At 69.4% G+C, this 22,594-nt stretch carries 23 protein-coding genes, 3 tRNA genes and 2 pseudogenes; 13 read left to right on the top strand and 15 right to left on the bottom strand.

Translation table 11 applies throughout. The features are described 5' to 3' along the window. Window positions 1-10 precede the first annotated feature (10 nt). The 3 genes from ACWHMB_RS12345 to ACWHMB_RS12335 all read right to left on the bottom strand — a co-directional run bounded on the left by ACWHMB_RS12345 (window position 11) and on the right by ACWHMB_RS12335 (window position 1,521). Window positions 11-436 carry a type II toxin-antitoxin system VapC family toxin gene (locus tag ACWHMB_RS12345; RefSeq protein ID WP_377478578.1) on the bottom strand — a complete coding sequence of 142 codons (426 nt, stop codon included), beginning with the start codon at window positions 434-436 and terminating at the stop codon, window positions 11-13. A 5-nt stretch (window positions 437-441) separates the two neighbouring features. Next, window positions 442-750, bottom strand: coding sequence for a type II toxin-antitoxin system Phd/YefM family antitoxin (locus ACWHMB_RS12340; protein WP_377478576.1), 309 nt, complete (start codon window positions 748-750; stop codon window positions 442-444). A 72-nt stretch (window positions 751-822) separates the two neighbouring features. Then, the gene (locus ACWHMB_RS12335) at window positions 823-1,521 is read right to left on the bottom strand and encodes a winged helix-turn-helix transcriptional regulator (RefSeq protein WP_377478574.1); all 699 of its coding nucleotides are present in this window, start codon (window positions 1,519-1,521) and stop codon (window positions 823-825) included. Window positions 1,522-1,694: 173 nt separating this feature from the next. Here ACWHMB_RS12335 and ACWHMB_RS12330 point away from each other — a divergent pair, with 173 nt between their 5' ends. Further along, a complete protein-coding gene (locus ACWHMB_RS12330) occupies window positions 1,695-2,525 on the top strand; it encodes a class I SAM-dependent methyltransferase (protein ID WP_377478572.1) in 831 nt (276 codons plus the stop codon). Between the two features lie 173 nt (window positions 2,526-2,698). On the opposite strand, the gene ACWHMB_RS12325 is transcribed toward ACWHMB_RS12330, so the two are convergent. Further along, the gene (locus tag ACWHMB_RS12325) at window positions 2,699-3,526 is read right to left on the bottom strand and encodes an SDR family oxidoreductase (protein WP_377478570.1); all 828 of its coding nucleotides are present in this window, start codon (window positions 3,524-3,526) and stop codon (window positions 2,699-2,701) included. A 124-nt stretch (window positions 3,527-3,650) separates the two neighbouring features. Between ACWHMB_RS12325 and ACWHMB_RS12320 the strand changes: the two genes are divergently transcribed. Beyond that, on the top strand, window positions 3,651-4,934 hold the full coding sequence (locus ACWHMB_RS12320; protein ID WP_377478568.1) for an MFS transporter: 1,284 nt from the start codon (window positions 3,651-3,653) through the stop codon (window positions 4,932-4,934). Here the strand turns inward: ACWHMB_RS12320 and thpR are convergent. Genes thpR through ACWHMB_RS12305 form a run of 3 tightly spaced genes read right to left on the bottom strand, consistent with a single transcriptional unit; the run spans window position 4,861 to window position 5,959 of the window. Further along, window positions 4,861-5,406, bottom strand: coding sequence for an RNA 2',3'-cyclic phosphodiesterase (thpR, locus tag ACWHMB_RS12315; protein WP_377478566.1), 546 nt, complete (start codon window positions 5,404-5,406; stop codon window positions 4,861-4,863). The two genes, ACWHMB_RS12320 and thpR, sit on opposite strands and share 74 nt — an antisense overlap. A 10-nt stretch (window positions 5,407-5,416) precedes the next feature. Continuing rightward, window positions 5,417-5,689 (bottom strand): type II toxin-antitoxin system YafQ family toxin, encoded by a 273-nt coding sequence (locus tag ACWHMB_RS12310; protein WP_377478564.1) that lies wholly within the window; start codon window positions 5,687-5,689, stop codon window positions 5,417-5,419. Between the two features lie 9 nt (window positions 5,690-5,698). Then, window positions 5,699-5,959 (bottom strand): type II toxin-antitoxin system RelB/DinJ family antitoxin, encoded by a 261-nt coding sequence (locus ACWHMB_RS12305; protein WP_377478562.1) that lies wholly within the window; start codon window positions 5,957-5,959, stop codon window positions 5,699-5,701. Between the two features lie 190 nt (window positions 5,960-6,149). Here ACWHMB_RS12305 and ACWHMB_RS12300 point away from each other — a divergent pair. The 5 genes and pseudogenes from ACWHMB_RS12300 to ACWHMB_RS12280 all read left to right on the top strand — a co-directional run. Then, window positions 6,150-7,532 (top strand): annotated as a pseudogene (locus ACWHMB_RS12300) (DNA methyltransferase); the annotation flags it as partial. After that, window positions 7,454-7,984 (top strand): annotated as a pseudogene (locus ACWHMB_RS12295) (DNA methyltransferase); the annotation flags it as partial. The pseudogenes ACWHMB_RS12300 and ACWHMB_RS12295, both read left to right, overlap by 79 nt. Window positions 7,985-7,999: 15 nt before the next feature. Further along, window positions 8,000-9,295, top strand: a complete 1,296-nt coding sequence (locus tag ACWHMB_RS12290) for a type IIL restriction-modification enzyme MmeI (RefSeq protein ID WP_447648692.1) — start codon at window positions 8,000-8,002, stop codon at window positions 9,293-9,295. Next, entirely contained in the window at window positions 9,292-10,440 is a 1,149-nt protein-coding gene (locus tag ACWHMB_RS12285) for a hypothetical protein (RefSeq protein ID WP_377478558.1), read from the top strand. Before ACWHMB_RS12290 ends, ACWHMB_RS12285 begins: the two co-directional genes overlap by 4 nt. 39 nt (window positions 10,441-10,479) lie before the next feature. Beyond that, entirely contained in the window at window positions 10,480-11,304 is an 825-nt protein-coding gene (locus ACWHMB_RS12280; protein WP_377478556.1) for a TSUP family transporter, read from the top strand. A 50-nt stretch (window positions 11,305-11,354) separates the two neighbouring features. Here the strand turns inward: ACWHMB_RS12280 and ACWHMB_RS12275 are convergent, their stop codons facing one another. The 3 genes from ACWHMB_RS12275 to ACWHMB_RS12265 all read right to left on the bottom strand — a co-directional run bounded on the left by ACWHMB_RS12275 (window position 11,355) and on the right by ACWHMB_RS12265 (window position 12,864). Continuing rightward, window positions 11,355-11,675 carry a BrnA antitoxin family protein gene (locus tag ACWHMB_RS12275; protein ID WP_377478554.1) on the bottom strand — a complete coding sequence of 107 codons (321 nt, stop codon included), beginning with the start codon at window positions 11,673-11,675 and terminating at the stop codon, window positions 11,355-11,357. After that, on the bottom strand, window positions 11,635-11,913 hold the full coding sequence (locus ACWHMB_RS12270) for a BrnT family toxin (RefSeq protein WP_377478552.1): 279 nt from the start codon (window positions 11,911-11,913) through the stop codon (window positions 11,635-11,637). Before ACWHMB_RS12270 ends, ACWHMB_RS12275 begins: the two co-directional genes overlap by 41 nt. Window positions 11,914-12,012: 99 nt before the next feature. Next, on the bottom strand, window positions 12,013-12,864 hold the full coding sequence (locus ACWHMB_RS12265; protein ID WP_447648547.1) for an NAD-dependent protein deacetylase: 852 nt from the start codon (window positions 12,862-12,864) through the stop codon (window positions 12,013-12,015). An 86-nt stretch (window positions 12,865-12,950) separates the two neighbouring features. Here ACWHMB_RS12265 and ACWHMB_RS12260 point away from each other — a divergent pair. From ACWHMB_RS12260 to ACWHMB_RS12250, 3 genes are all read left to right on the top strand, one after another. After that, a tRNA-Arg gene (locus ACWHMB_RS12260) sits at window positions 12,951-13,027 on the top strand. Window positions 13,028-13,137: 110 nt separating this feature from the next. Next, window positions 13,138-13,214 (top strand) — tRNA-Pro (locus ACWHMB_RS12255). A 92-nt stretch (window positions 13,215-13,306) separates the two neighbouring features. Continuing rightward, window positions 13,307-14,848 carry an acetolactate synthase large subunit gene (locus ACWHMB_RS12250; protein WP_447648546.1) on the top strand — a complete coding sequence of 514 codons (1,542 nt, stop codon included), beginning with the start codon at window positions 13,307-13,309 and terminating at the stop codon, window positions 14,846-14,848. A 148-nt stretch (window positions 14,849-14,996) separates the two neighbouring features. Here ACWHMB_RS12250 and ACWHMB_RS12245 read toward each other — a convergent pair. Together ACWHMB_RS12245 and ACWHMB_RS12240 are read right to left on the bottom strand one after the other, a co-directional pair. After that, window positions 14,997-15,072 (bottom strand) — tRNA-Ala (locus ACWHMB_RS12245). 26 nt (window positions 15,073-15,098) lie between these two features. Beyond that, window positions 15,099-16,043 (bottom strand): NAD(P)-dependent oxidoreductase, encoded by a 945-nt coding sequence (locus tag ACWHMB_RS12240; RefSeq protein WP_447648545.1) that lies wholly within the window; start codon window positions 16,041-16,043, stop codon window positions 15,099-15,101. A gap of 92 nt (window positions 16,044-16,135) precedes the next feature. Between ACWHMB_RS12240 and ACWHMB_RS12235 the strand changes: the two genes are divergently transcribed. Next, window positions 16,136-17,026: an alpha/beta hydrolase gene (locus tag ACWHMB_RS12235; RefSeq protein WP_377478544.1), complete on the top strand. Its 891-nt coding sequence runs from the start codon at window positions 16,136-16,138 to the stop codon at window positions 17,024-17,026. Between the two features lie 51 nt (window positions 17,027-17,077). Here the strand turns inward: ACWHMB_RS12235 and ACWHMB_RS12230 are convergent, their stop codons facing one another. After that, window positions 17,078-18,076, bottom strand: a complete 999-nt coding sequence (locus ACWHMB_RS12230) for a Bug family tripartite tricarboxylate transporter substrate binding protein (protein WP_377478542.1) — start codon at window positions 18,074-18,076, stop codon at window positions 17,078-17,080. A 112-nt stretch (window positions 18,077-18,188) separates the two neighbouring features. On the opposite strand from ACWHMB_RS12230, the gene ACWHMB_RS12225 reads away from it, so the two are divergent. Continuing rightward, on the top strand, window positions 18,189-19,088 hold the full coding sequence (locus ACWHMB_RS12225) for a LysR family transcriptional regulator (RefSeq protein ID WP_377478540.1): 900 nt from the start codon (window positions 18,189-18,191) through the stop codon (window positions 19,086-19,088). Window positions 19,089-19,200: 112 nt separating this feature from the next. On the opposite strand, the gene ACWHMB_RS12220 is transcribed toward ACWHMB_RS12225, so the two are convergent. Beyond that, window positions 19,201-20,178, bottom strand: coding sequence for a GMP reductase (locus ACWHMB_RS12220; RefSeq protein ID WP_377478538.1), 978 nt, complete (start codon window positions 20,176-20,178; stop codon window positions 19,201-19,203). A 138-nt stretch (window positions 20,179-20,316) separates the two neighbouring features. Beyond that, entirely contained in the window at window positions 20,317-21,120 is an 804-nt protein-coding gene (locus ACWHMB_RS12215; RefSeq protein WP_377478536.1) for a GntR family transcriptional regulator, read from the bottom strand. Window positions 21,121-21,259: 139 nt separating this feature from the next. On the opposite strand from ACWHMB_RS12215, the gene kynU reads away from it, so the two are divergent. Next, window positions 21,260-22,528: a kynureninase gene (gene kynU, locus ACWHMB_RS12210; RefSeq protein WP_377478534.1), complete on the top strand. Its 1,269-nt coding sequence runs from the start codon at window positions 21,260-21,262 to the stop codon at window positions 22,526-22,528. Window positions 22,529-22,594: the final 66 nt, after the last annotated feature.

Raw genomic sequence — 22,594 nt, 5'->3', positions numbered from 1 at the left:
GCAAGCGTAGTCAGCTCAGCAATTGATAGCGAAGTCCGGTGAATCGGGCGAAGTCTTTGTCGAAGGTCAGCACCTCCGCGTCGTGTTCGATGGCGATGGCGGCGATGTGGGCGTCGTTGGTGAGGTTGCCTGCCGTGCCGCATTCCAGCAGCAGGCGCGCCAAGATGTCCATGTGGCGCGCGCCCGGCTGCAGCAGGCGGGCGTTGGGGTGCTCCAGCCAGCCTTGCACATCGCCCAGCGCGTCGGCCACCGACAGCGGTTTGGGCATGACGCGCGCCATCGTGGACAAGCGCACGAAACCCACCAGCGGCAGCCACGCCAAGCCGATACCGGCCGGCTCTCGCACCGCGTCATCCAATGCAGCGCGGGCGATTGCATGGTCGGGACTGAGCGGATTGGCCGCGTGGATCAGCAGGTTGGTGTCAGGCAGCTTCATGGGCGTCAGGACTTGCCCTGCTGGCGCTCGACCTCCAGGCGCGCCTGCAACCTGAGAAACTCCTCGGCATCCATGTCGCCCAGCAGCTGGTTGGCCTGGCGCAGATCCATTTTCGGCACGCCCATGTCGTGGGTGCGCTGGATGAAGGGCGGAATGTCCTCCGCCACGTGCGCCGGCGCGCTGGTGATGGGCACGATCTTGGCCACCGGCTTGTTGTGGCGCGTGATGATCACCTCCTCGCCACGCTCGGCGCGGGCGACCAGCTCGCTCAGGTGAGTCTTGGCCTCGAACAGGCCGATGGCGGCAGCGGTCATGGCGGGCCTTTTGAAAATTGGTTGAATCAACCAGATTTTACGTGCAAAGGCCCCCGCACCGACGCCTCGGCCTCACGCCGCCTGCTTGGCCACCGCCGCAAACGGGCTGCCCGGCAGCCAGGCGCGCAGTTGTGCCGCGCGCTCGGGCGGGCCGGTCAGGCGCAGCGCGCCGCTGTGCAGGGCGCGCGGCCAGTCGCTGTAGCCCAGCCACACTTCGGTCAGCGTGCGCAGGTCGGTGCTGACGTACAGATCGACGTCGAAGCCGGGGTCCACGGTGCACAGGTCGGGCTCGTGCCCGCGCTCCACCAGCAGCCAGTAGTTGCGCTCGGGCGGCACGCGGTCGCCGAAGATGAATTCGATGGTGGTGCGCGCCGCCGGCGCCGGCTCGGGCCGCACGTTGCGGCGGATGTCCCACATCAGCAGGTTGGCGTCCAGGTGGCGCAGCGTGGCCTCGGTCGTCACCCAGCGCTGGCCCCACACGCCCACGGCCTCGACGATCGGGCGCAGCTCCTGGCCGGCCGCCGTCAGGTGGTACTGGTGCGCGTCGGCGGCGCGCGCCGGCGCCGTGCGCGCCACGATGCCGCAGGCCTGCAGCTCTTTCAGCCGCTTGGCCAGCAGGGCCGAGGACATGCGCGGCACGCCGCGGCGCAGGTCGTTGAAGTGGCTGGAGCCCAGCATCAGCTCGCGCACCAGCAGCAGCGTCCAGCGGTTGCACAGCACCTCGGCGGCCATGGCCACGGGGCAGAACTGGCGGTAGCTGAGGTTGGACATGGACGTTCTCCGGTGCCGGCACGGGCACTCAAGCAGTCAATCTACGCCGCCTGGGCCTCGCGCGCCAGTTCAGATGCTGAACCACCGCGGTTCACTTGCAGAACTTGAAGGCGACCAGGTCCACCGCGCAGCATGAGCGTCCCGGTTCACGCCGCTTCTTGTTGGAGAGTCTCATGTCCACCGCCACCCTCGAATCGCCCGCCCTCGACTACGCCGCGCTCAAGCAGCGCCAGCACGCCGTCTGGTCCTCGGGCGACTACGCCATCCTGGGCACCACCTTGCAGATCATGGGCGAGAACCTGTGCGAGGCGGCCGATGTGCGCGCTGGCAGCCAGGTGCTGGACGTGGCCGCCGGCAACGGCAACGCCACGCTGGCGGCGGCGCGCCGCTTTGCCCACGTCACCTCCACCGACTACGTCGACGCGCTGCTCGAGCGCGGGCGCGAGCGCGCCGCCGCCGAGCGCCTGCAGGTCGCCTTTCGCCACGCCGACGCCGAGGCGCTGCCCTTTGCCGACGCGCATTTCGACGTCGCGCTGTCCACCGTCGGCGTGATGTTCACCCCCAACCAGGCGCAGGCCGCCGCCGAGCTGCTGCGCGTGGTGCGCCCCGGCGGGCGCATCGGCCTGGCCTGCTGGACGCCCGATGGCTTCATCGGCCAGGTGCTCAAGGCCGTGGGCCGCCACCTGCCGGCGCCGCCCGCCGGCCTGAACTCGCCCCTGCGCTGGGGCACCGAAGCCGGCCTGCGCGAGCTGTTCCCCGGCCAGCGCATCCAGGCCACACCGCGCGAGTTCATGTTCCGCTACGAATCGGCCCAGCACTGGGTGGACGTGTTCCGCGCCTTCTACGGCCCGGTGCACCGCGCCTTCGCCGCGCTGGCGCCCGACGAGCAAAAGGGGCTCGAAGGCGAAATGCTGGAGCTGCTGGCGCGCTTCAACCGCGCCGGTGCCGACTCACTGGTGGTGCCGGGCGCCTATCTGGAGGTGGTGATCACGCGCGCGGCATGAAGGTTCAAACAGCCGGACAGCCGAACGCAGAGGACGCAAAGGATTCGCAGAGGACGCAGAAGAAGCAGTTTCTGTGTGGGACAGGACGAGGCGCACGTCACCAAACTGAACCTGTCATGGCGGGATTCTTTTGCGTCCTTTGCGCTTTTTTCGCGTCCTCGGCGTCCTGCCTTTCAGCCACCCAACCCAAAGCGCTGCCGCATCCCCGCCAGCAACGCCTCCTCGCCCAAATCGTGGCGCGCCTTCAGCACCGCCTGCGCGTCCTCGCCCGTCACGTACAGCACCTGCGCGCTGCCGTCGGTGGCGGCGCCGTACAGCGCCTGCGCCAGCTGCTCGGGCGCCATCGCGTTGCCCGCGCCGCGGTTGGCGGCAAAGGCGGCCTGCGCCTTGCGGATCGAGTCGGCATACGGCCCGCCGTCGCCCTCGAAGGTGCGCGCCAGCGAGCGGCCCGAAAAGTCCGTGGCCACCGCCCCCGGCGTGAACACCTTGACGCGGATGCCCAGCGGCGCCAGTTCGTGGCTGAGCGACTGCGAAAAGCCCACCACCGCGAACTTCGACGCCGCGTACAGCGAATACAGCGGCATCGCCACCAGCCCGGTCAGCGAAGCCACGTTGATGATCACGCCGCGGCCGCGCTCGCGCATGCCCGGCAGCACCGCGCGCGTGACGGCGAACACCCCGCCCACGTTGGTGCGCATCTGCCGGTCGACCACCTCGGGCGTGGCCGTCTCGAACGGGCCGAACAGGCCGTAGCCCGCGTTGTTGATCGCCACGTCGATGGCACCGAAGCGCGCCAGCGCCTGCCGCACCGCGGCGTCGACCGAGTCGGGGTCGGTCACGTCCAGCGCAAACGCCTGCACGCAGCCCGCGCCTTGCTCGAAGCGCGCCGTGCCCGGCTGGCGCAGCGTGGCCGCCACGTTCCAGCCCTGCGCCGCAAAGTGCCGCACCGCCGCCGCGCCGATGCCCGACGAGCAGCCGGTGATGAAGACCGTGGATGCCATGGACTGTCTCCGTGATGGATGAGGATGCTTCACGATACACCGGCCAGGTCCGGCGCCGCGCACCTGGCCGGCAGCGATGTGTGAAGATGAGCACGCCGCAACCCCCATTCACTCGACCATGCCCATGCCCTGGTCCGCCTGGCCCCGCAACGTGCGCCTGCTGATGGGCATGCGCGCGGCGCGCAGCGTGGGGCAGGGCGCCATGGTGGCGGCGTTTGCGCTGTACCTGCACGCGCTGGGCTGGGGCGCCACCGACATCGGCGCCGTGCTGACGGCCGCGCTGCTGCTGGGCGCCGCGCTGACGCTGCTGGTCGGGCCGCTGAGCGACCGCGGCGGGCGGCGCGCCTTTCTGATCGACTACGACCTGCTGCAGGCGCTGGCCGCCTTGGTGGCCTTGTTCACCGCCACGCCCTGGCTGCTGGTGGCCGCTGCCGTGCTGGGCGCGTATGGCCGCGGCGCCAATGGCTCGGCCGGGGCTTTTGCACCCGTCGAGCAGGCCTGGCTGGCCATCGAGCTGCCGGTGTCGCAGCGCGCCCGCGTGTTCAGCGCCAACAGCGCCATCGGTTTTGCCGGCATGGGCCTGGGCGCGCTGCTGGCGGCGCTGCCCGCCGCCTGGCTGGGCACCGACATGCGCGCGGCCGACTACCGCTGGCTGTTCGTGCTGCCGCTGGCCGGCGCGCTGGTCAGCGTCGCGTTGCTGCTGCGCACGCGCGAGCCCGTGCTGGCCGCCGCGCCGCCCGCCGCGCACCCCGCCGCCGAGCACCGCCTGCGCCGCGATGAAAACCGCCTGCTGGCGCGCCTGATGCTGGCCAACGCGCTCAACGGCCTGGGCATCGGCCTGACCGGGCCGCTGATCGCCTACTGGTTCGCCATCCGCTTTCGGTCGGGGCTCGACCACATCGGCCTCGGCCTGGCGCTGGGCTTTGCGGTGGCCGCCGCCAGCGCCTGGCTGGCCGGCCGCGTGGCCGACCGCCACGGCATCCTGCGTACCGTGGTCTGGATGCGCGCCGCCGGCCTGCTGATGCTCGTCGCCATGCCGCTGGTGCCGTGGTTCTGGGGCGCGATGGCGCTGTACGTGCTGCGCGGCGCCAGCAACCGCGGCACCGCCGGCGTGCGCCAGGCGCTGGCCGCGGGCCTGACGCGCGCCGAGCGCCGGGGCCTGGCCAGCACCGTGCAAAACCTGTCGCTGCAGCTGCCGCGCGCCATCGGCCCGCTGCTGGGCGGCGCGCTGTTTCATGCCGGCCACCTGGCGCTGCCCTTCTTCCTGGGCGCGGCGCTGCAGGCGGGCTACCTGCTGCTGTTCGTGGTCTTTTTTCGCGGCACCGAGGCCGCCGTCATCGCGCCGGGCAAGAGCCCAGCACGCGATAGCGCGGCGGCTGCGCCTGCAGCTCCGACCAGACCAGGCTGACCGCGCCCACGCGCCACGTGATCGGCGCCGCCAGCCGCGCCCCCTGCACGCGATCGGCCTGGCGCAATGCCGTCAGGTGCGGCTCGTAGGGGCGCGCATCGGGCGCCAGGCCGGCCGCGCGGGCCAGTGCGTCGGTGGCCGCGTGCAGCGCATCCAGCGCGGGGCAGGGCGCGGCGCGCAGCACGGCGATGGTGCCGCGCGGCGCATGCCACAGCTCGGGGCGCGCGAGCGTGATGTCGAAGGCGTCGAAGCGCAGCCCCGCCAGCGCCGCGCGCCAGGCCCGCTCGCGCTCGGCGTCCACCGCGTCGAAGAACTGCAGCGTCACGTGCATGCGCTCGGGCGCCGGGCGCAGGCGCCGCGGCAGGCCGCCCCAGGCCTGGCGCGCGGCGTCGATGGCGGCGCGCGCGGCGGCATCCGGGAAGAGGGCGGTGAAGAGGCGCCGGGGTGCCGGCGTGTCGAGAGCGGCGCGCACGCCAGCGGCCTCATTCGTCAAACAGATCGGCGTGACGTCCCGTGCGCTCGAAGCGAACCACATCGTCGTCGACTTTGTAGATCAGCAACCAGTCGGGTTCGATGTGGGCGTCGCGAAAGCCGTGCCAAGGGCCCTTCAACGGATGGTCCAGGCAGGCCGCTGGCAGGGCTTGGCCGGCGATCAGCAGGCCCAGCACCGCCTTCAGTTTGTCCATGTCCTTGCCGCGCTTTTGCGCCAGCTTCACGTCGCGCTTGAACTGGCCGGAATAGGCGGGTTGGCGCATGACGCCGCCTCAAATGCCGAGCTGCTTGTACAAGTCCTCGGCGTCCTTGGCGTGGTGCACGTCGTCGCCGCGTTCGCTCTTGGCCAGTGTCTCGGCGGTCAGCGCGTTGGGCACGCGCATGTCAAAGGGCAGGGTCTTTTCGTGGGCGATCTTGGTCAGCGCGATGCGCACCACGTCGGACACCGTCAGCCCCATGCCGGCCAGCACGGCGGCGGCCTCGTTTTTGAGCGCCTCGTCAATGCGCGCGCGGACGAATGCAGTGGCGGCCATGACAATTTCCTGTGCTGCGTTGAAAGTCACAATTGTAGCTCAGTCGAGCAACAAATAACGAGGGTTGGCCCGGCGTCGGACTTCGCCTTGCGTTCGCGGCCCGCTTCGCGCCGGCATATAAGCTGGGTGCCGCCGTCGAATCGACCAAAATGGCGCGCACCGTGACCACGCCTTCCGCCTACACCCACCCGTGATTTCCGCCGCCGACTTCATCGCCAAATGGGGCCCCGGCGGCTCCGCCGCGCAGCTCAATGAAGAGCAGGGCGCGCAAAGCCATTTCCTCGACCTGTGCGAGCTGCTGGGCGTGCCCAAGCCCGGCAGCGCGGGCCTGGCCGACGAATACGTGTTCGAGCGCCGCTCGCTGGTGCTGGGCGAGGCGCGCGGCTACGCCGACGTGTTCTACCGCGACCACTTCGCGTGGGAGAACAAGGCCCCCGGCAAAAACCTCGACGCCGCGCTGCGCCAGCTGCAGCAGTACAGCCTGGCGCTCAGCAACCCGCCGCTGCTGGTGGTGTGCGACCGCCTCACCATCCGCATCCACACCCAGTTCAACGGCCACCCCAGCGAGACGCACACCGTGCGCATCGAGCAGCTCGACCAGCCCGAGCGGCAGGCCCTGCTGCGCCGCCTGTGGCTGGCGCCCGAGAGCTTTCGCCCGCGCACCACCAGCCGCGACATCACCGAAGCCGCCGCCAAGAGCTTTGCCACCCTGGCCGCCCAGCTGCGCGCGCGCGGCCACGCCGGCGAGGCCGTGGCGCACTTTCTCACCCAGTGCCTGTTCTGCTTTTTTGCCGAGGACGTCGGCCTGCTGCCCGGGCGCATGTTCGAGCGCCTGGTGGGCAACCGCCAGCTCACCAGCGACAAGCTCACCGCCGGCCTGGCCAGCCTGTTCACCACCATGCAGACCGGCGGCCTGTACGGCCCCGACGACATCCCCTGGTTCAACGGCGGGCTGTTTGCCCACATCGCCGTGCCCCGGCTGGAGATCATCGACATCACCGAGCTGCGCAACGCCGCCGCGCTCAACTGGTCGGCCATCGACGTCGGCATCTTCGGCACCCTGTTCGAGCGCGGCCTGGACCCCGCCAAGCGCAGCCAGCTGGGCGCGCACTACACCGACCCGGCCACCATCGCCCGCATCACCGGCCCCGTCATCACCCGCCCGTTGCTACAACAATGGGAGCTGATTGCGCTTGATCTGCGCGCTCTGGCGGCCAAAATCACCAAAAACGGCGACGCCGCCTACCGCAAGGCGCACGCGCGCTTGGTCGACTGGCTGGAGCGCCTGCGCGCCTTCCGCATCCTCGATCCGGCCTGCGGCAGCGGCAACTTTTTGTTCATGGGCCTCAAGGCGCTGAAAGACGTCGAACTCATCAGCATCACCCAGGCCGCCGCCCTGGGGCTCGACCGCGAGCAAGACCTGGTCACCGGCCCGCACAACCTGCTGGGCATCGAGCTGAACGAATACGCCGCCGAGCTGGCGCGCGTCAGCGTGTGGATCGGCGAAATCCAGTGGCGCATGGCGCACGGCTATGCGCCCAAGACCAACCCCGTGCTCGAGCCGCTGGAGCAGATCGAGTGCCGCGATGCGCTGCTGGCCTGGCCCTTCCCCCGCTGGGGGAAGGCAGGGATGGGGGCCGCGGCGCATCGACACCCGCAGCGCCCCATTCCACCGCCGCCAGCCCCCACCCCAACCCTCCCCCAGCGGGGGAGGGAGCCCAAACCGCCACCGAAGCCCCCTGGCCGCGCGCCGACGTGGTGGTGGGCAATCCGCCGTTTTTGGGCGGTAGCAAAAAACGCCGGGAATTGGGTGCAGCCTATTTCGATGTGCTCAACGACGTGTACGGTAAGCGTGTCCCGGGTGCCGGTGACCTGGTCTGCTATTGGTTTGCCAAGTCACTCGACCACATCGTCTCGGGCAATCTGTCGCGCGCGGGTCTGGTCAGTACCAACTCGATTCGTGGCGGTGCCAACCGAAGGGTACTTGATGCCATCGTCGAAAGCAGCCGAATTTTTGATGCTTGGAGTGACGAGCCGTGGGTGAATGAAGGCGCGGCGGTGCGCGTTTCCTTGGTGTGCTTTGGCGCGAGCAATGGCGCTCGCCTCAATGGTGTCGAGCTTCATGCCATCCAGTCTGACTTGACTGGTGTACTGGATGAAGGCTCGGAGATCGACCTTTCAAGTGCGAAACCTCAGCATGGCAGCGGAGCCAGTGCATTCGAGGGTTTGCGCAAGGATGGAGCGCTCGATATCAGTGGACAACAGGCGCGAAGCTGGCTTGCGCTACCCAATCCGCACGGGCAAAGCAATGCAGACGTGCTGTTCCCGCTCATCAACGGCATCGACATCACCCGCCGAAATCGCGATGGCTGGGTCATCGACACCGGCGAGTCCATGTCCGAGCAGGATGCGGCTCTCTACGAAGCGCCGTTTCAGCACATCGTGCTGCACGTGAAACCGGTTCGCGCTCAAAACAATGATCGCATTCGTCGCACGTTTTGGTGGCGCTTCGGACGCAACGGGGAGCAATTGCGCGCGGCGCTGAAGGCGATACCCAGGTACATCAATACACCGCGCGTCGCGAAGCACCGGTTGTTCGTGTGGCAGCAAATGCCGTCCATTCCCGACACGGCAACGGTTGCGATCGCCCGCGCCGACGACACCACCTTCGGCATCCTGCACAGCCGCTTCCACGAACTCTGGTCGCTGCGCATGTGCACTTGGCTGGGCGTCGGCAATGACCCGCGCTACACCCCCACCACCTGCTTCGAGACCTTTCCCTTCCCCGCCGGCCTCACGCCCCTCGACACCGCCCACCAACGCACCGAGGCCATCGCAGGCGGCGCGCTGATCCCGGCCGGCCTGCCCGGCGCTGATTTCAAGCCAAATCAGACTACAGTCGGCTCCCATCAAGCGCAAGCAGCTATCAACAACATAGCTATCCGCGACGCCGCCAGCGCCATCGCCCAGGCCGCGCAGCGGCTCGACACGCTGCGCCGCAACTGGCTCAACCCGCCCGAATGGACGCAGGCCGTGCCCGAGGTGGTGCCGCTGGGCCTGCAGCACTCGCCCTACCCCGACCGCATCGAGCCGCGCCCCGGCCTCTCCGAGCCCGACGCCAAGGCGCTGAAGGCGCGCACCCTCACCAACCTGTACAACCAGCGCCCCGCCTGGCTGGCCCAGGCCCACGCCGCGCTGGACGCGGCCGTGGCGGCCGCCTACGGCTGGGCCGACTACACCCCCGCCACGCCCGACGACGAAATCCTGCGCCGGCTGCTTCAGCTCAACCGCGAGCGGGCGGCGCAGGCGGGAGGGGGCAAGGAGGCTGTCTCGTGAATGGTCATCGTGCATTGCGGGCTGCGGTGTTCGGCGCGTGTTTGGCGGCGGGGGGCGCAACGCCGGCCCTGGCGTGGAAACTGACCCCGGAGGCGACGGCAGCCGAGCGCGGGCTGGCGGCGTATTCGGCCAGCCGCTTGCAGCGGGCCATTAATAGCAGCGCGTTTCAGGGTGTGGCGGTGGTGGGGCACGCGGTGCACGAGAACATCACCCGACGGGCGCTCCAATGCATGGACGATGGACTGGACGTGCCGGGCTGTGAGTACGACATTCGCTATCAGGTGGCGGGCGTGCGTTGGAATGACGACCCGGCGTTCATGTTTCTGCCGGGGCGCGGCGAGTATGTGGGCTGCATCGCAGGCCAGACGGTGCGCATGGTCACGCAGCCGGTGTGCTGGGCACGGGTGTTTCGCCACGGCGAGAGCGCGGCGGCCCGCGGCGTGCGTCTGACCGGGGCCAACGGCAACCTGCTGGTGCGTTCTCACTTTGGCGACCTGCAGTTTTTGCACGCCATGGCGATTGCCGACGGCGAGGCACCTGAGCAAACCCGCCGCAACGTGTTGGCGTGGGCGGAGTTCACTTGGCGCACGGCGACGGGCGAGCCAGGCTTCGGCTTGGAGCGAGTGGTCGCCAGCCTGCCTATCGAAGGTTTTGCACAGCGCTTCAAGTTCAACCGGGGCTGGCGCATCCAGGACTTGTTTGCCCTGGGCGACCCGACCGCACGCCGCGCCGATCGGCTGCAGCGCATCGCCCTGGGTAGCCTGATGCACGTGGTGGAGGATTCATTTGCCGCCGGCCATGTGAATCGCGCGGCGCCCGTGCCTGGCGCCACCTGTGCCGGACGCGCCGACTGGCCGGCGCCGGGTCCTGTCGTTGAGTTCCACTCGTACCCGCACCAAGACGCGCGCAAGCATGGTCGCGCCGATCAACCGGATGCATTGGCGGCGCACTTGGCCGGCCCGCGCCCGCATGTGATCGATGTGGTGGGCACGCTGGCCGCGCTGTGGCGTGCTGGCGTGCCGTGGGACGATGCGCGGCCGTACCTCGAGTGCGTGTTCGCGCTGGCACCCGATGCGCGGCCGTCGTCGGCGGGTGACGATTACCAACCGGATGCGCCCCTGAATCCGGCGCAGTGGGGCGGTTGAGGCCCAAGCACCAGTGAAACAAGGCCAGAGGGATATTCAATGAACCTGAACAGCCGTTCAAGGACCGCCAGCGCGCCCCGCACGCGCCTTGCGCTGGCCCTGGCGGGCGGCATGGCGATCGGCGCGCTGGGCGGCCTGATCGGCCTGGGCGGGGCGGAGTTCAGGCTGCCGCTGCTGATCGGCCTGTTCGGGTTTGCGGCGCTGTCGGCGGTCATCCTCAACAAGGCGATGAGCCTGGTGGTGGTGGCGTCGGCGTTGCTGTTTCGCACCAAGGCCGTGCCGCTGGCGGAAATCGCGGCGCACTGGCCCATCATCGTCAACCTGCTGGCCGGCAGCCTGCTGGGCGCCTGGCTGGGCGCGGGCTGGGCGACGCGCATGAAAAGCCAGACGCTCTACCGCGTGCTGGTCGTGCTGCTGGTGCTGATCGCGGGGGTGCTGCTGGCGGGGCATGGGCAGGTCGCGGGCGGCGCGGTGGTGACGGGCGCGGCCCAGATGGTGGCCGGCGTGGCGGCCGGCTTCGGCATCGGCGTGGTGGCGTCGCTGATGGGCGTGGCCGGCGGCGAGCTGCTGATCCCGACGCTGATCCTGCTCTTTGGCGCCGACATCAAGCTGGCCGGCAGCCTGTCGCTGGCGGTGAGCCTGCCGACCATGGTGGTGGGCTTTACGCGCTACAGCCGCGACGACAGCTTTGCGGTGCTGGGCCGCAACAAGGCGTTCGTGCTGGTGATGGCGGCCGGCTCGCTGATCGGCGCGTGGATCGGCGGGCACCTGCTGGGCCTCGTCTCGAGCGCGCTGCTGCTGCCCCTGCTGGCGGCGATCCTCGTCATTTCATCGGTCAAGGTGTGGGGCCACGCGCATGGGTGAGTGGGGTGGCTGGGGCCGCGCTGCGCTGGCCTGAGTTGGGGCGACGACGGCTATTTCGGGTGCGCCTTGTGCGCCTCGACATAGGAGCGCAGCACGGCGTTGATGCGGGTTTGATAGCGCTGGCCCGTGCCCTTGAAGAATTCGAGCACTTCGGCGTCCAGCCGCAGCGTGATTTGCTGCTTGGACTGCGGCAGGCGGTCGGCCGCCTTCATCCAGGTGGCTTGGGGCAGGCTGGGCGCGTCGCTGTAGTCGATCTGCGCATCGGGCATGGCGGCCACGGCAGCCAGCCGGGCTTTTTGCGTGGCGCTCAGGCGCGGCAGCTTGTCGAGGTCAAGCGTTCGCTTGATGGTATTGCTTTCTTTCGTGGGCATTGGCTTTCCTTGCAGAAATCAGGCGGATGGTGTCTTCGTGTCGCACGGTGTAGACCACGTACAGCAAGGCCGAGTCCACGCGCCCGATAGTGGCCCAGCGATCTTCGCCATAGTCGTGCCGCCCGTCATGCGCTTCGATGCGCCCAGGGTCGTAGAAGACGAGTGCGGCGTCCTCGAACGCGACGCCGTGCTTGCTCAGGTTGCGTGCGGCTTTCTCGGCACCCCATTCGAGTTCCATGGCGATTCAATTGTAGATTCGTTTTGTAGCTACGACAAGCCAGGGCATGACCAAACCTTGGAACGAGCATGCGTGGACGACCATGGTCGCCCGATCGATCTACGCGATCGATACGCTGGGTCGCTGCTCCAGCGCCTCGGCCAGCGCCTGCAGCGCCGCGCCCACCGGCTGCTCCAGCTTCAGCGCCAGCAACTCGTCGGCGCGCGTGCGGCCCAGGTTGATGGCGGCAATGGGCTTGCCGGCCGTGGCGGCGGCCTGGGCAAAGCGGTAGCCCGAATACACCATCAGCGAGGAGCCGGCCACCAGCAGCGCGTCGGCGCGCTGCAGCGCGGCAAAGGCGGCGTCGACGCGCGGGCGCGGCACGCTTTCGCCGAAGAAGACCACGTCGGGCTTGAGCAGGCCGGTGCCGCAGCGGGGACAGTCGGGCACCTCGAAGGTGGAGAAGTCCAGCCCGTCCAGGTCGGCGTCGCCGTCGGGGGCGGTGGCGGCCTGGTGGCGCTGCCAGCCGGGGTTGCGCGTGTGCAGAAGCGCCTGCCAGTCGGCGCGCGGCAGGCGCGCCTGGCAGGCCAGGCACACCACGGTGTCGATGCGCCCATGCAGGTCGATCACGCGCCGGCTGCCGGCGGCGCCGTGCAGGCCGTCGACGTTTTGCGTCAGCAGCAGCTCGACGTGGCCGGCCGCTTCGAGCCGCGCCAGCGCGCGGTGCGCGGGGCCGGGCCGGGCGGCGCTCATCACGCGCCAGCCGATCAGGCTGCGCGCCCAGTAGCGCTGGCGCGCGTGCGCGTCACCCGTGAAGGCCTGGTAGGTCATCGGCGGCGCGCGCTTCCACTGGCCCTGGGCGTCGCGGTAGTCGGGGATGCCGCTGTCGGTGCTGCAGCCCGCGCCCGTCAGCACCAGCAGGCGCGGATGGCGGCGGGCAAAGGCGGCGAGGGCGTGCAGATCGGCGGGCATGGATGGGCATGATGCCGCAAGCGTGTGGCGTGCCGGCGCCCACGCGCCGCGCCGAAATCTTGTTGTATACTCGCGTGCTTTCCTGTGCGGCTGTAGCTCAGTTGGATAGAGTACTTGGCTACGAACCAAGGGGTCGTGGGTTCGAATCCTGCCAGCCGCACCACTTATTGAAAAAAAGAGCCTGAACCTTGTTCAGGCTCTTTTTTTATGTCGCGGTTGCAGGGTGGCGACGCGCATTCGAGGCTTTTCCGCGCTATATAATCAAAGGCTTGTCGGCGTGTAGCGCAGCCTGGTAGCGCACTTGCATGGGGTGCAAGGGGTCGCGAGTTCGAATCCCGCCACGCCGACCATTCATACAAGGACTTAGCTTCGCAAGGGGCTAAGTCCTTTCTTCTTTCCGCCCACGCATGGCATCGATGCCTGCATGAAGGAGCAGAGAAAAATGAACGGTGCCAAGAGCCTGGTGCAAACCTTGCTGGCTGCGGGCGTGGGCACCTGCTTTGCCAACCCTGGCACCAGCGAAATGCATTTCGTGGCCGCGCTCGACCAGGTGCCGGGCATGAAGTGCGTGCTGGGCCTGCAAGAGAACGTGGTGACCGGCATGGCCGACGGCTACTACCGGCTGGCGCGCAAGCCCGCGTGCACGCTGCTGCACTGCGCGCCGGGCCTGGCCAACGGCATGGGCAACCTGCACAACGCGCGCCGTGCGCGCAGCGGCATCGTCAACATCGTGGGCGATCAGGCGACCCATCACCGTCCCCACGATGCGCCGCTGACGGGCGACACCACCGGCATGGCGCAGACCGTATCGGCCTGGGTGCACACCAGCACCCGCACGGCGGATTTGGGCCGCGATGCGGTGCAGGCGGTGCGTGCGGCCAGCACCCATCCGGGCCAGATCGCCACGCTGATTCTGCCGGCCGACGTGTCGTGGCAAGAAGGCGGCGTGGTGGGCGTTCCAATTTCGGCGCCGCCGCCGCCGGCCATCGATGGCGGCGCCATCGACGGTGCCGCGCGCATCCTGCGCAATCACCGCGACGTGCTGATCCTGCTGGCCGGCCCCGCCGTGCTGGCCGAAGGGCAGGCCCTGGCTTGGCGCATCGCCCAGGCCACCGGCGCTGCGGTGATGGCCAGCTACGTCACCGCGCACCTGGCGCGCGGCCGCGGCCACATGCAGCTCGAGCGCGTGCCCTATGGCATGGACGCCGCCATCAAGGCCTTGGACCCGTTCCGAAACATCATCCTGGTGAATGCCGTGCCGCCGGTGGGCTTCTTCGGCTACCCGGGCATGCCTTCGATCCAGTACCACCCGCAAACGCGGTTTCACACGCTGTCGCGTCCCGACCAGGACCCGGTCGAAGCGCTCGAAGGCCTGGCGACGGCGCTGGGCGCGCCGCAGGTGGCCATGCCCGACCCCGGCCCGCGTCCCGATCCGGCGCGTGGCGCGCCCACGCCCGAAGGCCTGGCGCAGACGCTGGCGGCGCTGATGCCCGAGCAGGCCATCGTCTCGGACGAGAGCATTTCCTACGGCCGCGGCTTCTACCGGCTCACGCACGCGGCGCCCGCGCACGACTGGCTGCGCCTGGCCGGCGGCGCCATCGGCGACGGCATGCCGGTGGCCACGGGCGCGGCGCTGGGCGCGCGCAAGCAGCGCCGGGTGATCAACCTGCAGGCCGACGGCTCGGCCATGTATTCGCTGCAGTCGCTGTGGACGCAGGCACGCGAGCAGCTGCCGGTGACCACCGTCATCCTCAGCAACCGCAAGTACAACATCCTCATCGGCGAATACCAGAGCGTGGGCGCCACGCCCGGCGCTACGGCCATGAGCATGCTGGACCTGGGCAACCCGTCGCTCGGCTGGGTCCAACTGGCCAACGGCATGGGTGTCGAGGCCGCGCGCGCCACGAGCTTGGATGCGTGCGCCGATCTGATGAAAGCCAGCTTCGGCAAGCCCGCGCCCTTCGTCATCGAACTCATGATCTGAGCGCGTGGCGGGCAGCTTGCCCGCTGCGTCCGGCGCTCCCGCTGCCTCAACGCCATCGCGTGCGGGGCGAGCCACCGGATCTGCTGTTACCCTGCCGCGACCAACGAAAAGGCCACCGGGTTGCGGTGGCCTAAGTCGTTGAGTGATGTGGTGGAGAGGAGGAGGATCGAACTCCCGACCTCCGCATTGCGAACGCGGCGCTCTCCCAGCTGAGCTACCCCCCCACAAGGGATCACGATTCTAACGCAAATCAGCCTGCCATTCCGTTTCTGCGCGCCAGCTCGACGAACAGACCCGAGTGGTCCAGCTCGCCGTCGCCGTGCGCCACGCCGTTGGCGTACAGGCGCTCCAGCGCGGCGGTGATGGGGGCGTCGAAGCCCATGCTTTGCGCGGTGTCCAGCGCGTTGCGCATGTCTTTCAGCTGCACCGTCATGCGCCCGCGCGGGGCGAAGTCGCGCGCCACCATGCGTTCGCCGTGCAACTGCAGGATGCGGCTTTCGGCAAAGCCGCCGCCGATGGCCTGGCGTACCTTGGCCGGGTCGGCGCCACCCTTCTCGCACAGCAGCAGTGCCTCGGCCACGGCGCCGATGGTGATGCCCACGATCATCTGGTTGGCCAGCTTGGCGAGTTGCCCGGCGCCGTGCGGGCCCACGTGCGTGGCGCGCCCCAGTGCGGCGAACACCGGCGCGGCGCGCTCGAAGTCGGCCGCATCGCCGCCGGCCATGATGGCCAGCGTGCCGGCCTCGGCGCCCACGGTGCCGCCCGACACGGGGGCGTCCAGGTGCTGCACGCCGTGCTCGGCCAGGCGCCGCGCGTGCTCGCGCGCCTCGGCCGGTTTGATGGAGGCCATGTCGACGAACAGCGTGCCGGCGCGCATGGCCGCGGCCGCGCCCTGCTCGAACAGCACGCTGGTGACGACGGGGCCGTTTTCAAGCAGGCTGATGACGAGATCGGCGGCCTGCACCGCGTCGGCCAGGCTGGCATGCACCGTGGCGCCCTGCGCGGCCAGCGGCGCGGCCTTGTCGGGGCTGCGGTTCCAGGCGTGGACTTGGTGCCCGGCGGCGGCCAGGCGGCGCGCCATCGGAAAGCCCATGTGGCCGGTGCCGAGGACGGCGAGCTTCATGCGCGACTCCTGCAATGAGAGCAGCCGGCGCGCGCGGGGCGGCGCGCGGCGGCGGCTTGGTGGGCTGCCCATGCCCGAGGGTGTACAGGGCAAAAGACTGGCATTCTGCTCCTTTCGCGGGCCGGTTTGGCGCGCGGGGCTTTGCGTCAGAATGGCGGCCGACCATGCCCCGAATCGACGACTTGCCCCACCACTATCCCGCGCCCGCGCAGCCCGACACGCAGTGGCTGGAGCGCATGTACAGCAACCGCAGGCGCGTGCCGGACCATGGCGACTATTTCGCGCGCTGGACGGCGCAGTCGACGCAGCTGCGCGCCGGCCTGCCGGCCATGCTGGACGTGGCCTACGGCGAGGCTCCGCGCGAGCGGCTGGACGCCTTCGCGGCACAACGACGGGGCGCGCCGCTGGTGGTGTTCGTGCACGGCGGCTACTGGATGTCGATGGACAAGTCGCAGCACGGCTTCATCGCCGGCGCGCTGCACGACCTGGGCGCCGCGGCCGTGCTGCCCAACTACACCTTGTGTCCGCAGGCCGGCATTCCGCCGATCACGCTGCAGGTGGCGCGCGCGGTGGCCTGGGCCTGGCGCCACGCGGACGAGCTGAACGCCGATGCGCGGCGCCTGACGGTGATCGGCCACTCGGCCGGCGGCCAGCTGGCGGCCATGATGCTGGCCTGTGCCTGGGACGTGTTCGACCCCGGCCTGCCGCCGCGCGTGGTGCGCAGCGCGATGGGGGTGTCGGGCCTGTACGACCTGCAGCCGCTGATGTACACGCCCAGCCTGCAGGAGGTGCTGCGCCTGACGCCCGAGCAGGTGCAGCGCGCCAGCCCGGCACGCCTGCCGGCACCCGCGCACGGGCGCCTGGTGAGCGTGGTGGGCGCGCAGGAAAGTGGCGAATACCTGCGGCAAAGCCACCTGATCCAGCAGGCCTGGGGCCGCGTGCGCGTGCCGACGGTGGCCGCGCTGCCGGGACTCAACCACTTCAGCATCCTGGATGCATTGGCCACGCGCGGGCACCGGCTGAACGCGATGGCGCGCGAGCTGCTGGCGCGCTGAGGGGCGTGGCGCGGCCGGCAATATCCTGCATGAAGGCGCCGCTGCGCGGCGTCACTGGCCCTGCTGCAGGCCGATCGCCTTGGCGATGGCGCGGTACTGCGCGATTTCCTGCCGGTAGGCCTGGTCGGCTTCGGCCAGCGTCTGAGCGGGCGACACCTCTTGCCCCATGGCGAACAGGCCGGCGCGCAGCTGGGTGTCGGTCAGCACCTTCTGCAGGCCGCCATGCAGCACCTGCACCACCGCTTCGGGCGTGTCGCGCTTGACGAAATAGCCGGTGCCGATCTCGGCGGTGAAGTGCTTCATGGCCTTGCTCTCGACGACGCTGGGCGTGTCGGGCAGCAGGCGCTGGCGCTGCGGCGTCAGCACGGCCACGGCCTTCATCTTGCCCTGTGTGACGAACTCGGTCTGCGCCAGCCCGTAGGGCGTGATGAAGATGTCGACCAGCCCGGCCACCAAGTCGCGGAAGGCCTCCACCGCGCCCTTGTAGGGCACGTGGGTCATGGGCGTGCCCAAGTCCTTCGACAGCTTGGCGCCCAGCAGGTGATAGAACGAGCCCACGCCCACGCTGGCGTAGGTCAGCGGCTTGCCTTCCTTGGCCACCTGCGCGGCGTGGGCGGCCAGTTCGTCGGCGTTCCTGGCCGGCAGGCCGGTCCGCGCGAAGATGGCCATCGGCGCCAGCGCGATGCGGTGCACTTGGCGGAAGTCCTCGGACTTGTAGCGGATCGATGGAATGGCCAGCGGTGCCAGGATCAGTTCGTTGGGCGTGCCCTGATAGACCAGATAGCCGTCGCTGGGCGCGTTCAGCACCTTTTGCGCGGCGATGCTGCCGCTGGCGCCGCCCAGGTTGTCGACGATGGTGGTTTGGTTCAGTGCGACGGCCAGCGGCGGGCTGACGCGCCGCGCGATGGTGTCCGACAGGCCGCCGGCGGGGTAGGGCACCATCAGCACCACCGGCTTGGCCGGGTAGCCCTGCGCGGCGGCGCCGAAGGCGCGGGGTGCCAGCGCGGCGGCGGCGGCGTATTGCATCAGGCGGCGGCGGGTGAAAGGCATGTCGGGTGTCTCCAGAAACCAGGTGAGTCGAAACGGGACTTGAAATATCCTGCATGTTTTTTGATGTGTCAAATGAATTGAAATCAATATTTGAATGAGATAAATTCATTGGATGAACCTCAGGCAACTGCAGCATCTGGCCGCGCTGGCCGAGGAGGCCTCGTTTTCGCGCGCGGCCGAGCGCCTGCACCTGACGCAGTCGGCGCTCAGTCGCAGCCTGCAGGGCCTGGAAGACGAGCTGGGCGCGCGCCTGGTCGACCGCGCCGGGCGGCGCAGCACGCTCACGCCGCTGGGCGAGGCGGTGCTGACGCGGGCGCATCGCATCTTGCTGGAGGCGGCCGAGATCGAGCGCAGCGCCGAGCTGCTGCGCCAGGGCGAGGCCGGCACCATCCGGGTCGGCCTGGGCTCGGGCCCCGGCGCGCTGCTGATGACGCCGCTGCTCAGCCACGTGGCGGCGCGCTACCCCGAGGTGCGCGTGACCATCGCGCGCGGCTCGACCGAGCTGCAGGTGCAGCAGCTGCGCCAGCGCGAGCTGGACGCGCTGGTGATCGACGTGCGCCGCATCGCGCCGGCGCCCGACCTGGTGATCGAGCCGCTGGGCGAGCTGCGCGGCGGCTTCATCTGCCGCGCCGGCCATCCGCTGGCCGCGCTCGACGCGGTGAGCTTCGAGGCGCTGATGCGCTACCCCGTGGCCACCACGCCGCTGTCGGACGAGGTGGCGCGCCTGTTCGTCGCCCACTACGGCCCCGGCGCCGACCCGGCGCGCATGGCGGCGCTGGTGTGCGAGGACGTCACCAGCCTGCTGGACACCGTGCGGCAGACCGACGCGGTGTTTCTCGGCATCGTGGCCGCCGCGCGGCCGGGCATCGCCGCCGGTGAGTTGGCCGAAGTGCGCATGGCGCCGCCGCTGGTGGCGGGCGCGCGCTTTGCCTACGTGCGACTGGTCGGCCGCACCGAGGCGCCGGTCATGCAGGTGCTGCGCCGCTTCGTGGTCGAGCGGCTGCGCGACTGATCGGGCGAATGCGTACAATACTATGAAAATAGAAGCTGCCTGCGCTTGATTGACGCGGGCCAGAGCCGGATTTTGTTGTGAATCCGCTGTCTCTGGCGCTTGCCGCTGCCACTCACATGAACAGGTGCTCGCCCGCGTTGTCGCCGCCCAGGATGACGTAGTTGACCTTGCGCACGTCCATCAGCTTGGTGCCGCCGGCGTAGCTGATGGAGCTTTGCACGTCCTGCTCCATCTCGATCAGCGTGTCGGCCAGCTTGCCCTTGATGGGCTCCAGGATGCGCTTGCCCTCGACGTGGCGGTACTCGCCCTTGTTGAAGTCGCTGGCCGAGCCGTAGTACTCCTTGTACAGCGCGCCGCCTTCCTCGACGGTGTTGCCGGGCGACTCCTCGTGGCCGGCGAACAGCGAGCCGATCATCACCATCGAGGCGCCGAAGCGGATGCTCTTGGCGATGTCGCCGTGGCTGCGGATGCCACCGTCGGCAATGATGGGCTTGGTCGCCACGCGCGCGCACCACTTCAGTGCCGACAGCTGCCAGCCGCCGGTGCCGAAGCCGGTCTTGAGCTTGGTGATGCACACCTTGCCCGGCCCCACGCCGACCTTGGTGGCGTCCGCGCCCCAAGTCTCCAGGTCGATCACGGCCTCGGGCGTGGCCACGTTGCCGGCAATCACGAAGGACTGCGGCAGCTTGGCCTTGATGTGGCGGATCATGTCGCGCACGGTGTCGGCATGGCCGTGGGCGATGTCGATGGTGATGTACTCGGGCGCCAGGCCTTCGGCGGCCAACTGGTCGACCGTGGCGTAGTCGGGCGCCTTCACGCCCAGCGAGATGCTGGCGTACAGGCCGTGCTGCTTCATCTCGCGCACGAACACCACGTTGTCCAGGTCGAAGCGGTGCATGACGTAGAAGTAGCCGTTTTGCGCCAGCCAGCGGCTGAGCGCCTCGTCGACCACCGTCTTCATGTTGGAGGGCACGACCGGCAGCTTGAAGCGCCGGCCGCCGAAGTCGATGCTGGCGTCGCACTCGCTGCGGCTTTGCACGCGGCACTTGCGCGGCAGCAGCAGGATCTGGTCGTAGTCGAAGATTTCCATGGTGTCCAAGCTCCATTCGAGGTTGCGGGGGAAGGGCGCTTGGTCCGGCTCCGGCTGCTGGGCCCGGCGCGTTGCGGGCACAAAAAACCGGGCCAAGAAAATCTTGGGCCCGGTGATTGATTTTAACGCCAAACCGCCTCAGCCCGCCGGCGCCTTGCGCCGCGCGGCCGGCGCGCGCGTTGGCGCCGCGGTTTTGGCGAGCGGCGCCGCGGGCTGGCCCAGGCTGGAGCTTTCAAACACGTCCTGGGTCACGCCGATGTGCTCGGCCATCAGCGCCAGCGCGCGCTCGACATCGCGCGCCAGCACGGCCTGCATCAGCTCGGTGTGCGGCTCGCTCGCCATGGCGCGGCGCAGCGCGGCGCGGGCCTGCGGGTCGGGCCGGCCGCCGCTCTTGAGTGTGGGGACGATGGCCAGCACGCGGTGGTAGCGCTGCAGCTGCTCGGCGATCTGGGCCTGAAAGCGCAGCAGCCAGGTCGATACCGCCGCCTGCAGCAGCGCCTTGTGAAAGGCCTCGTGCATCTGCTCCCAGTGCGCCAGCACGGCCTCCGACGGGTCGCCCACCGGCAGCGTGCAGCGCAGCAGGCGGTGGTGCGCGGCCACCAGCGCGGCCTCCCAGGCGTCGTCGCCGTGCTCCATGGCCTCGCGCAGCAGCGGCAGCTCGATGGCCTGGCGCGCGCGGCGCAAGTCCTGCAGCTCGGCGCGCGACACCGGCGCCACCGCGAAGCCGCGGTTGCGCTGGTACACCACCAGGCGCTCGGCCTCCAGCCGGGCCAGCGCTTCGCGCACCGGCGTCCAGCCCAGGCCGTAGGCCTTGTTCAGCGCCGTCGGGCGCAGCGCCATGTCGGCCGGCAGGCGCGCGGCCAGGATCTCGCGGCGCAGCAGCTGATAGGCCTGGTCGGTCTTGGATTCGCCGTCGTCGGGCGTGGGCAGGGCTGGGTCCATGACTTCGGGTAAATACCTATATGTATATCGTCATGGTTGATTAATATCAACACAAACGAATAATATATAATTTTATTGAAACGACATTGTGATGTCAACGCCCAGTTTAGTGGCTTCTTCCACCCTCTCGACCCAGACCATGACCCACCTGACCCTTGCCGACTGCCGCGCCATGGACGCGCGCGACCCCCTGGCCCCCCTGCGCGATCAGTTCACGCTGCCCGCGGGCGTGATCTACCTCGATGGCAACTCGCTGGGCGCCATGCCCAAGGCGGCGCTGGCGCGCGCGCAGGAGGTGATCACGCAGGAATGGGGCACGGGCCTGATCCGCAGCTGGAACACCGCCGGCTGGTTCGAGCTGTCGCGCCGGCTGGGCAACCAGCTGGCGCGCCTGATCGGGGCGGGCGAGGACGAGGTCATCGTCACCGACACCACCTCGACCAACCTGTTCAAGGTGCTGGCCGCCGCCCTGCGCCAGCAGCAGGGCGTGGCACCCCAGCGGCGCGTGATCGTCTCCGAGCGCAACAACTTTCCGACCGACCTGTACATGACGCAGGGCCTGATCGAGCTGCTGCAGTCCTTCGGCGGCGCGCGCTACGAGCTGAAGCTGATCGACGGCCCGCAGGACCTGGCCGCCGCGCTGACGCCCGACGTGGCGGTGCTGCTGCTCACGCACGTCAACTACCAGACCGGCTTTATGTACGACATGGCCGAGGTCACCGCGCAGGCGCACGCCCAGGGCGCCGTGACGATCTGGGACCTGTGCCACTCGGCCGGCGCGGTGCCGGTCGACCTGAATGGCGCCGGCGCCGACTACGCCGTGGGCTGCACCTACAAGTACCTCAACGGCGGCCCCGGCTCGCCGGCCTTTCTGTGGGTGCACGCGCGCCATCAGGAAGGCTTTACCCAGCCGCTATCGGGCTGGTGGGGCCACGCGCGCCCCTTCGCCATGGAGCCGGGCTACGACCCGCATGCCGGCATCAAGCGCTACCTGTGCGGCACGCAGCCCATCGCCTCGCTGGCCATGGTCGAGTGCGGGCTGGACACCTTTGCCGTCACCGACATGCAGGCCGTGCGCGCCAAGTCGCTGCAGCTCACCACGCTGTTCATGGACCTGGTGGCGCAGGAATGCGCCGGCTTTCCCTTGCGCCTGAACACGCCGGTGGACACCCGGCATCGCGGCAGCCAGGTCGGCTACGAGCACCCGCAGGGCTTTGCCGTGGTGCAGGCGCTGATCGCGCGCGGCGTCATCCCCGACTACCGCGAGCCGCGCATCATGCGCTTCGGCTTCACGCCGCTGTACATCCGCTTCGAGGATGTGTGGAACGCCGTGGCCATCCTCAAGGACATCCTGCTCACCAAGAGCTGGGACCAGCCGCAGTTCCACCAGCGCGGCGCGGTGACCTGAGCGACCCGCCACCCGCGCCACGCGGCGCGCCCCGGCGCCGCCGCGCGTTCTATAGACAAAAAGTGC

The sequence above is a fragment of the Ottowia pentelensis genome (genome assembly GCF_964341695.1).
The sequence above is the reverse complement of the archived record's forward strand: the minus strand, read 5'-3'. Positions and strand labels throughout refer to the sequence as shown.